Raw genomic sequence first — 9,395 nt, 5'->3', positions numbered from 1 at the left:
GCCATTCGGTTGAAGAAGGCGAAGAGAGCGGTGTCAAACGTTGCCTCGAAGATCTGCTCATCGGTCCAGCCCACTTTCCGTAGCGCCTCGACATCAATATCTGATACTTTGGCAGGCTCTAAGGTTAGCCGCTTCACAAAGCCGAGCAGCTCGCGCTCCTTGGGAGCCAGACCCTTGGCTTTGGTGAGATCACCCGTCCCGACTGCGTCCACATCACTGAGATCTTGTCCCTGCGACCGCAGGAAACCACCATGGCTAGACACTCAGTACTTACACCGGTTCAGCGCCGAGACATAGGTCGCGATCAGCTCTTTCTGGCGGCGCGTCAGGGCACCGTCGGAGAAGTGCATCATACCCGCAAGCTGCTGCACCATTGCCATCGCCTCGGGCTTGAGGCTCATCGTGCGCATGATGCCAGGGATCTGCTGGGGCGCTCTAAAGGGAGCCCCCATCTTCTTGATCTGCTCAAAGCGCGGATCGGTGGCCTCGCTTACCCAGTCAATGCGCGCCACATCCCCTGCCTGCCGCGAGAGCTTGGTAAGCTCATCGGGGTTGGTGGCCTTTCCCGTCAGGCGGCCCCGGCGGTCGAAGATCAGCGCCATGGGGGTAGCCGTGATCTCATTTTTCTGTGCAACAGGCTCATCGCCGGTCTTGAGAGCAATCGCTTTCAGGCCCACTGGTTTGTCTTTAAGCTGCTTTTGCAAGTCATCGAAAAACTGCTGCTCCAGCATACTACTAGGCTTATAGAAAAAGAAAATCGTGGGCTGCTCGGGAACCAGATGGTTGGCGAAAACCACATCTGCTCCGGTGGAGATTGGTGTCTGCTGCATAGTCTTATCATGGTACCATGACCCATGTTTCTCCGTGCCTATCCCGCTGGCAAGCCCGCCGTACTTTCTGCCGGTCTACAGATTCACCTCCCGTTTGTCGCTGAAGGCGAGCTACTCGTCTATCATGATCGCCATGGGGCACACCTCCTGCGCTCCGAGACTCCCGCGCCTGCAAATGCTCTCTACCTTGGTGACTTAGACGGTGTCCCGTGCCTCGCGTTCTCTCCAGCCCTCCCCGCCGATGACGATGCCGTGGAGGCAGAGAATGTCAAGCGCCTTGGCCTGCGCTCGCTCTTTGGGCACCTACCCGACGAAGAGATCACGGTCGCGGGCTATGCTTCGCAGCTCATTCGCTGGCACAAAAACGCCCGCTTCTGCCCGGCGTGTGGAGGCCCAACCCACAACGACGACGGCTGGAACCAGAAGTGTGCGGCCTGCGGTTTTTCGCACTACCCTCCCGCCACACCCGCGGTGCTGATTCTGGTTCACGATGGCGCGGGCAATATCTTATTGGCCCAAAAAGAAGGCTGGGGCAAGCGCTACTCGATTCTGGCAGGCTTCGTCGAGCCCGGCGAGTCACTCGAAGACTGCTGCCGCCGTGAGACGGTCGAAGAAGTCCAAGTCACGGTCGGGGAGTGCACCTACGACGGCAGCCAGACCTGGCCGTTTCCCCACCAGCTCATGGTCGGCTTTATCTGCTGCTACGAATCGGGTGAGATTGTCCCCGACCCCACCGAGCTCTCTCACGCCGCATGGTTCCACCACACCAACCTCCCCGAGCTTCCACCCCCCTATGCCCTCTCCCGCCAGCTCATTGATCGCTGGATCGCCCAGCAGTAGTACGGGAAAAGTGTGAATCGGGGTCTTTTGTGAAATTTGACACTAGGGAACAGAACGGATGATGCCGAGGTATAATGATTGAGTCCATCGCGCCGTGCCCTGGGTCAGCCTCCGAAGTTGGCGGCTGTTTACCGGGAGGCAGGGCGGCTCTCAACGATGAGTGCGGAGCAGATGGAGACGAGGCGCGACAGGGGAGATCCTGTCGCGCCTTTCTCATTTTTGACGTTATAATGGGGTAGAAGGAGAAAGATCAAATGAAACGTTTACCGATTGCTATTTTTGCCGTAGGCATGCTCAGTGGGCTTGTACTCGCTCGGAGTGCGAGTGCTCAGCTGGATCAGCTGCTCAAGGGCGGTGCGATTATCGTCGCCATTGACAAGTTCGGCGGAGACATCAATAATTTTGTGGACAGGCTTGTGGGAAATCCCCCGAAGGGAACGGAGACACGCGTGGTGCCGATCCTCTCTCTAGGCAAGGGAACTTACGCGGGTGCTGCGCAGATCACTGGGCCAAAAGCCCAGGTGGATAAAGTACGTGCCATCGCGCAGATCGAAGGGGATGCTCGGCTTGGTCTTCAGATTCGGGTGAAGGGCCTGATCCCGGTCGAGAGTCGAGAGGTAAAGAACCTGGACTCGCTCAAGCGTGTCTCGGGGGTGGGAATCACGGGCCTCGTTGATGCCAGGCTCTAGCGTCTAGAAAAACGCCGCTACCTGCTCGGCTATGTAGGTGATCTGTTCGTCGGCGAGCTCGGGGTAAAGGGGCAGAGAGAGAATTCTCTCTGCCTCTGCGTTTGAGATTGGGCAGGTATTCTGCTGGTCTAGGTGCGCCAAGGCAGGCTGACGGTTCTGGGGAATGGGGTAGTGGATCTGAGTCCCAACTCCCCGCTCCGCTAAGTGCTGGCGCAGGGTATCGCGCTTCTCGGGGGCGGTGCGAATCACGTAGAGATGCCAGGTATTGTGGCTGTAGACGGCCTCTATGGGTAGCTCAACTCCCCGAAGAAGCTGGTTATAGAGCGTCGCAAGCTCCCGGCGGCGTGCTAGGGATGCGTCTAAGTGCCGCAGTTTCACTCGCAGGATCGCCGCCTGGATTTCATCGAGGCGCGAGTTCACCCCCTCGATTAAGTGCTCGTAGCGCTGCGTCCCCTCGCCGTAGTTGCGCAGACTCCCAACTGTTGCGGCAAGTGCCGGATCGTTCGTTGCCACCGCCCCCCCATCGCCGTAGGCCCCCAGGTTCTTGGTGGGGTAGAAGCTAAATGCCGCAATCGCACCGATTGTTCCCGTCAGCCGCCCCTGCCAGCGGGTGCCATGGCTCTGGGCGCAGTCTTCTAGGATCGGGATGCCGCACTCCAGTAATGGCCCGAGATCTGCGGCTTGACCGTAGAGGTGCACCGGGACAATCGCCTTGGTCTTCGGGCCGATCTTTGCCAGCGCTTTCTGTGGATCGAGGCAGAGCGTATCGGCTTGAATATCGGCAAAGATCGGAATCGCGCCGATCTGCCGGATTGCCGCTGCTGTCGGAAAGGCTGTCATAGGGGTGGTGATCACCTCATCGCCCGCGCCGACCCCCAGCGCCCGGAGCGCGAGAGCAATCGCATCGGTGCCATTGGCAACCCCGATTGTTTTTGTGCCCAGCCAGGCCCCGAACTCTTGTTCGAAGGCCTTGCCTTGCTCACCCAGCACAAACCAGCCAGCCTCCAAAACACTCTGAAGGGCGGCATCTAGCTCTGGCTTGAGCGTAGCATACTGGCTCTTGAACTCCGCAAAAGGAATCGTCATGACGCCCCCCAGTAGTGTTCTTGGTTCTCTCGGTAAAACTCGACCATACGCTCTAGTCCCATGGCGAGATCCACACGAGGGAACCACTGTGTGGCATTACTGAAGCGGGAGAAGTCGGCGTAGTAGTCCCCGATATCAATGCGCTTTTTTTCCTCAGGCCAGGGAATGTAGCGGATGGTGAGCTTTGGGCAGATCGCTTGAAGTGTCTCCGCAACCTGGCGCAGAGTAACCACTTCAAAGTGTCCCAAGTTAAAGGCCAGGCCAAAGCACTCGGGGGTGGAGGCGGCACGTAGGAGCGCTTCCACGACATCGCTGACCTCGTTCATGTCTCGGCGCTGCTCGCCATCTCCGTAGAGCATGATCTCGCCGCCCTCCAGCGCCGCTCGTACAAACGTGGTGATAAAGCCCTGTGTACTACCTTTGGTGAGGAGCATCCGTGGGCCGTAGGTGTTGGTCAGGCGCAGGGAGACCGTCGGAATTCCGTAGACATCGTGGTAGAGCAGGTGGTACATCTCGCCTGCGACATTGTTGACCCCATTGACATCCACCGGACGGATCGGGTGGTTCTCGGAGACCGGCAGACCTAGAGGTCTGCCATAGATCTGGCGGGTGCTTGTGTAGACCACAATGGCTCCTGGGTTCTCGTGGCGCACCAGCTCCATCAAGATCATCTGGCTACGGCAGTTGATCTGAAGATCCGTCTCCGGATCGTTCATGGAGTCTAGGTGGCTGACCTGACCCGCGAGATTGAAGATCACATCGCGGCGGCGCACGAGCGAGCGCATCGCCTGGTCACGCATGTCTGCCTCGGTGACCGTGACTTGATGCTCAATGCCAGCCAGGTTATGGTAGTTTCCCCCGTGGCCAGGAATGAGCGAGTCTACGATATGGACACTTGCTCCTAGCGCCACAAGTCGGTGGGCGAGGTTACTCCCGATAAATCCCAGCCCCCCCGTGATGAGACAGTCTTTTCCGGCAAAGTCGATCACCAAAAACTACTTTCGCAGCCCTAGAGCGCGCAGAACTCGTCCCCCCGCGCGCCAGAGAATCAGCTTGCGCCACAGAGCAAGGAGCTTTCCGAGTGAGGCGATAATTTTCTGGGGCTTGAAGAACTGGGATGTCCCGGAGACGCGTGTATAGTGGTGCACCCCCGCTTCCATGATCTTCATTTTGGAGTTTTTCATCTCGAAGACCAGCTCCGGGCAGATGGAGCCGCTATTGGAGGTGAGGGTCAGCGATTCGAGAACTTCTCGCCGCATCAGACGGAAATCGCAGTCTGTATCACGGATGGGGAGTCCAAAGAGAAACTTCGCAGTCCAGTGGTAGCTACGTCCCACCACGACCCGCACCCAGTTATCGCTGCGCTTAAGCTTGTAGCCATTTACCATGCCTACCCCTTCGACCATCTGGGGAAGGAGCACGACGAGCTCGGTCGGGTCGTACTGACCGTCGCCATCGGTGTAGAAAACATGGGTCTTGCTGGCCGCTGCGAAGCCGCTACGAAGTGCCGCCCCGTAGCCTGCATTTTTTTCATGGGTGACCACCCGCAAAAACGGATATTTTTGCGTGCGGTCGGCGAGCACGGCAGCAGTCTGATCAGGACTACCATCATTGACCACGATAATCTCATAGTCGCTCGCCACACGTGCCAAGATCTTCGCCGACCAGTCCACAAGCGAGCCAATGGTATGAGCATCGTTGTAGGCAGGAAACATCACACTCAGGCTCTCTCCCTCAGAAAGCTGTGGAAGAATATCTCGTGCGACTCTATCCTGTGCGATGACTTCCCAGGGCATTGGAGTTTGCTCAGGCAGGGGTGCGACATATAGTTTTAAGGCAGGATCAGGAGCGTGCATGGGTTGTGGGAGTTAATGTCGCAGACAACATACCTTAAATTTCTTTCCGCTACCGCAGGGGCAAGGATCGTTTCGGCCTGGTGCTTTCTTGGTTGTTGCCGCTGCTGTCTCTTTTTGCAGGATCATCGCCATCAGCTCTGCGGGGGCACGGCCTGCGTGAAGAAGGCGTGTCATGGTTTTCATGTAGGGGTCTACGTGGTGGAAAAACTTTAAGTATCCGGCGCAGAGATAGTTCAGGCCCCACTCCCCATCGGGGGCTTTGAGAAAGCGATGCTTGGGACACTCGCCGTGGCAGGCAAAGCGCACATCGCACTCGCGGCAGTACTTGGGAAGCGTGTCGCGCTTGTCGTTGCCGAACTTGCGCATTGTCTCACTATTCACCAGCTCACTAAGGGGGGTGTCTTTTAGGTTTCCCAGTTTGTAGTCGGGATAAACATAGTGATCGCAGGCATAGAGATCCCCGTTGTGCTCTAGTGCCAGTGCTGCGCCACAGGTCTCCGAGAAGACGCACAGGCTGGGGCCAGCGCCCGCCCAGTTGCCGAGGGCCACATCGAACATCTGGACAAAGGTCCGGCCAATGTCGCGCCGCACCCACTCGTCGAAGATGGCGATGAGAAACTTGCCGTAGTCTTCCGAGCGTACGGACCAATCGGTGACAGGCGAGCGCGGCTGACCCGGCTGTGCGGGCGTCGCCAGGGAGAGCTGGATCAGGCCATCTTGCGTCTCAATCGGGGCAATGGGATTGCGCTCTACCAGTGGAATGAACTGAATGTAGCCCGAGCCCATTTCCCGCAAAAACTTATAGACCGCCAGCGGTTCCTGGGAGTTCTTGCGATTGACCACCGTGAGCGTGTTGAACTCAACCGCATGTTTTTTCAGCACCGCCATGCCCGCCATCACGCGCTCAAACGTCGGGCGGCCTTGCTTGTCTACTCGATAGGCATCGTGCAGGTGCGCCGGGCCATCTACCGAAAGCCCAATGAGAAAGTTGTTTTTGGAAAGAAACTCGCCCCACGCGTCATCGAGAAGCGTCCCGTTGGTTTGGAAAGCATTGTGGATCGTCTTGCCATTGGCGTATTTTTTCTGGAGCGCCACGACACGCTCAAAAAATCGCACTCCAAGAAGCGTGGGTTCTCCACCTTGCCAGGCGAAGTTAATCTCCGGGACACTCTGGCTCTCGATGTACTGCTGAATGTAGCTCTCTAAAATCTCGGGAGGCATCTCCCACGAGGGGCGCTGTTTACGCTCACTCTGGTAGAGATCTTCTTTTTCCAGATAAAAGCAGTAGCGACAGTCCAGATTACAGATCGGCCCGATGGGCTTGGTCATTACATGAAACGCGGGGAGCTGTCCCACTCCGGTCAGCAAGGGGGTTGAGGGCATGGTTCAATTATACGCTATGGTGATTCATATCGGTGCGGATTGAAGCTGGGAAAGCGTTTGAGGAAATTCTCATCAAAGTGCTCCCGTTGGAGCTTTGTCAATGTTTTATACTTGAGAGGCACATCGTCAAGAATCCCCTTTTTCTGTGTGATTTTCTGAAAGGGAGGCTTCAAGTACCAGTGGCGCAGGCGAAAATGATACGCAGGCATGTCGTCTGTATCCGGGGAGCGGCCCTTAAGCCATGAGCCATAGCCGACGAGTGTCTGAAACAGATCGCTTTGGCCGCCCAGATAGATTCCCAGCTTACCCGTCGGGAAGCGCTCTAGCTCGCCAACAAGAACAAAACGCTCGCGGTTAAACTGCACCAGATCGTAGTCCAGCGCGTCGAAACTCATCCAGGCTTCCGAGTCTGAGTTTTTCCCTTCTATCTGAATGGGGTAGTCGTGGCCGTCCTTGTGGAGAATCCAGCAGTGGCCTGTCCAATCACCGCGTGTGAAGGTATAGGCGCGGGTGGGATGAAAATGAGGGAGGAGAAGCCAAGCCACGACCAGTAGTAGGAGACAAGCCAAGAGGATTCGGGGCCAGTGCTTCATGGAGAGATTATACGACATGATGCCGGTACAAAAATGGGGAATCAGATGCACAAAGAAAAACACTCAGATATGATAGGGCTATGCAAAGAGTATTTAAAACCCTTCCTAGCCTCTGCCTTGTAGGGCTGGGATCTATTTTTTCGGGGTGTGGCAAACAGGATGAAGTGACAAACATTCCCAACACCAATCAGCCTGCTCCACGATCTGCCACACGGGAGCTACAGGCAAAACTCAATCTGACAGAAGACCAGAAAAGCAAGCTTCAGGAAATTCGTCGTAAGTACACTCTTGAGGCGGTGGCCATTGAAAAAAAGTACGTGGAGCTGACCAAGCCGTATCAAGCGGAGGCAATGGCCAGTGGGCGTGGTGGAAAATCGATGGATCCGAAGGCCAAGGCTGCTTTGGATGCCATTGTGACGAAGAAGCAGCAGGAGCTAGAGCCCCTTAAAGTGAAGCAAAAAGAAGAAGAACAGGCCATCTATACCCCTGAGCAGCAAAAAATCCTCGAAGAGTTTGCTTCGAAAAAGTAGCGTCAGGCTTTAGGTGTAGATTGCTAGAGGTGGATTCGGGGGACGATAAGGGCTAGATAGTAGTAGGCGATGGGGGCGGTGAAGAGGAGCGAGTCGAAGCGATCCAATAAGCCGCCGTGGCCAGGCATGATTCCCCCGAAGTCTTTGATGCCTAAGTCGCGTTTGAGGGCGGACTCACACAGATCACCGACTTGGCCCAGTGCGCCTAGAATCGGGCCCAAAATCAGGCAGTGGTACCATGGCAGGTGCGCCCATGCTCCCCAGAGAAGTGACGTGAGGGTGGCGGTAATCAGCCCCCCGATAGCGCCAATCACGGTCTTGTTGGGCGAGAGACTAGGCGCGAGCTTGCGGCTGTTTTTTCCGAAGCGCACCCCGAAGGCATAGGCTCCGGTGTCGGTCATCCAGGTGACGGCGATCACATAAAGCGTCAGCCACGCGCCGTAGCTCACCGAGGGGCCATCTCCCCAAGGCAGAGGAATGGCTATACTTTGTCCGGGCAGCAGGGAGCGCAGGAAGACCAAGTACGAGACAAGCCACCCGACATAGGCCACGCCAAAGAGAGTCACCCCGAGGTTCGCCACCGGCTCCGACTCACGCCGTAGGACTTGATTGATCAGAGTGGCAATCGTCAGAACGACCAGCATCACGGGCAAGAAGTTGACAAGCTGACCTCGGCTCACATTCCAGGCCGCGAACTGGAGAACTACCACCCCGATATAGGATAGCTGCTCGTTAGGGCGGAAGCCACGGTGCTTGAGCGCCTTAAAGTACTCACTGGCACAGATCAGGGCGATGAGCGCCACCGCAAGGGTGAAGACAATCCCCGGAAAGCGGTCTGGCCAGACTTCCACAAAGATCAGTGCCAGGATCAGCGGGATTCCCACAAACGCCGAGAGAAGGCGCTTGGGCAACCCTGGGGGCATCGTCGCGCTGACCGTCTTGGCTCGCTCCTGTGCCTCATGGGCGTACTCACGCCCCAGAGCGGCAGCCCGCTCCTGTGCTTCCCGCATCTGCTCCTGAGCAATGCGAACACGCTCGTGTGCTTCGTTGGCCGCCTCGCGTAGGCGCTCACGGGGATCGCTCATGGGTGTGATAGCCCTTTCAAGTAGAGCCATTCTTCATGGGTGTCTAGGTCGCACGCCAGATGCGGGTGGGCGTCGGGCAGGGCGCGGCAGCGGCAGCCAGTGAGTGCGCTCGCACGAGCTTCGGCGTCGGCGATGGTGAGGCCACCGGTGGCGAACTTCAGAGCGAAGCTTAGGCCGAGTAGCTGCGCCATCTGCCACTGGCTCTTGCGAGCGTTGAAGACTTTCTCGATCAGCCCACGGTTGCGCTGGATCACGGCGGGACGCATCAGAAAGACCGAGCCGCCGGTCAGCTCACCATTGCGGAGCTTTGTCCACGAGCCCGGAGTGCCGGGAAAGCGCGCCTCGTAGCGCTGGCGATCCGTGATGGGAAAGACGATGTCAGCATCTTCGGGGGCGTTTTCCACGAGCCAGCGCACGGACTCCGCGCACAGAAATGGCAGATCCGAGGCGGCAAAGAGCGCAAAACCCCCAACATTGGCTCCCCCGTTATCGGGGGCGGGGGG

11 protein-coding genes and 1 pseudogene are annotated in these 9,395 nt (G+C 57.4%); 3 read left to right on the top strand and 9 right to left on the bottom strand.

The window, feature by feature from the left end:
* Together RMO15_RS28330 and RMO15_RS28325 are read right to left on the bottom strand one after the other, a co-directional pair.
* Nucleotides 1-263, bottom strand: a 263-nt coding sequence (locus RMO15_RS28330) for a carboxymuconolactone decarboxylase family protein (RefSeq protein ID WP_369016174.1), incomplete at its 3' end; no start/stop codon positions are given.
* Nucleotides 264-830: a carboxymuconolactone decarboxylase family protein gene (locus RMO15_RS28325; protein ID WP_309720907.1), complete on the bottom strand. Its 567-nt coding sequence runs from the start codon at nt 828-830 to the stop codon at nt 264-266. It abuts the gene before it with no gap.
* A 24-nt stretch (nt 831-854) separates the two neighbouring features.
* On the opposite strand from RMO15_RS28325, the gene nudC reads away from it, so the two are divergent.
* Complete coding sequence (nudC, locus tag RMO15_RS28320) at nt 855-1,670, top strand: NAD(+) diphosphatase (RefSeq protein ID WP_309720904.1); 816 nt, start codon at nt 855-857, stop codon at nt 1,668-1,670.
* A gap of 254 nt (nt 1,671-1,924) precedes the next feature.
* On the top strand, nt 1,925-2,359 hold the full coding sequence (locus RMO15_RS28315) for a hypothetical protein (protein ID WP_309720901.1): 435 nt from the start codon (nt 1,925-1,927) through the stop codon (nt 2,357-2,359).
* Between the two features lie 3 nt (nt 2,360-2,362).
* Here RMO15_RS28315 and RMO15_RS28310 read toward each other — a convergent pair whose 3' ends face one another.
* From RMO15_RS28310 to RMO15_RS28290, 5 genes are all read right to left on the bottom strand, one after another.
* Nucleotides 2,363-3,445: a DegT/DnrJ/EryC1/StrS family aminotransferase gene (locus RMO15_RS28310; RefSeq protein WP_309720898.1), complete on the bottom strand. Its 1,083-nt coding sequence runs from the start codon at nt 3,443-3,445 to the stop codon at nt 2,363-2,365.
* Nucleotides 3,442-4,434 carry an NAD-dependent epimerase/dehydratase family protein gene (locus tag RMO15_RS28305; protein WP_309720910.1) on the bottom strand — a complete coding sequence of 331 codons (993 nt, stop codon included), beginning with the start codon at nt 4,432-4,434 and terminating at the stop codon, nt 3,442-3,444. The genes RMO15_RS28310 and RMO15_RS28305 overlap by 4 nt, the downstream gene beginning before the upstream one ends.
* A gap of 6 nt (nt 4,435-4,440) precedes the next feature.
* Nucleotides 4,441-5,241: a glycosyltransferase family 2 protein gene (locus RMO15_RS28300; protein ID WP_309720895.1), complete on the bottom strand. Its 801-nt coding sequence runs from the start codon at nt 5,239-5,241 to the stop codon at nt 4,441-4,443.
* A gap of 72 nt (nt 5,242-5,313) precedes the next feature.
* Complete coding sequence (locus tag RMO15_RS28295) at nt 5,314-6,684, bottom strand: anaerobic sulfatase maturase (protein ID WP_309720892.1); 1,371 nt, start codon at nt 6,682-6,684, stop codon at nt 5,314-5,316.
* Nucleotides 6,685-6,698: 14 nt separating this feature from the next.
* On the bottom strand, nt 6,699-7,277 hold the full coding sequence (locus tag RMO15_RS28290) for a hypothetical protein (RefSeq protein WP_309720890.1): 579 nt from the start codon (nt 7,275-7,277) through the stop codon (nt 6,699-6,701).
* A gap of 164 nt (nt 7,278-7,441) precedes the next feature.
* Between RMO15_RS28290 and RMO15_RS28285 the strand changes: the two genes are divergently transcribed.
* The gene (locus tag RMO15_RS28285) at nt 7,442-7,807 is read left to right on the top strand and encodes a hypothetical protein (RefSeq protein WP_309720888.1); all 366 of its coding nucleotides are present in this window, start codon (nt 7,442-7,444) and stop codon (nt 7,805-7,807) included.
* Nucleotides 7,808-7,830: 23 nt separating this feature from the next.
* On the opposite strand, the gene RMO15_RS28280 is transcribed toward RMO15_RS28285, so the two are convergent.
* Nucleotides 7,831-8,892: a phosphatidate cytidylyltransferase gene (locus tag RMO15_RS28280; RefSeq protein ID WP_309720884.1), complete on the bottom strand. Its 1,062-nt coding sequence runs from the start codon at nt 8,890-8,892 to the stop codon at nt 7,831-7,833.
* Nucleotides 8,889-9,395: pseudogene (locus RMO15_RS28275) on the bottom strand (hypothetical protein); the annotation flags it as partial. The gene RMO15_RS28280 and the pseudogene RMO15_RS28275, both read right to left, overlap by 4 nt.

Source organism: Armatimonas sp. (assembly GCF_031410135.1).
Taxonomy (GTDB): domain Bacteria; phylum Armatimonadota; class Armatimonadia; order Armatimonadales; family Armatimonadaceae; genus Armatimonas.
Note: the sequence above shows the minus strand (reverse complement) of the source record. Positions and strands in the feature narration are given on the sequence as shown.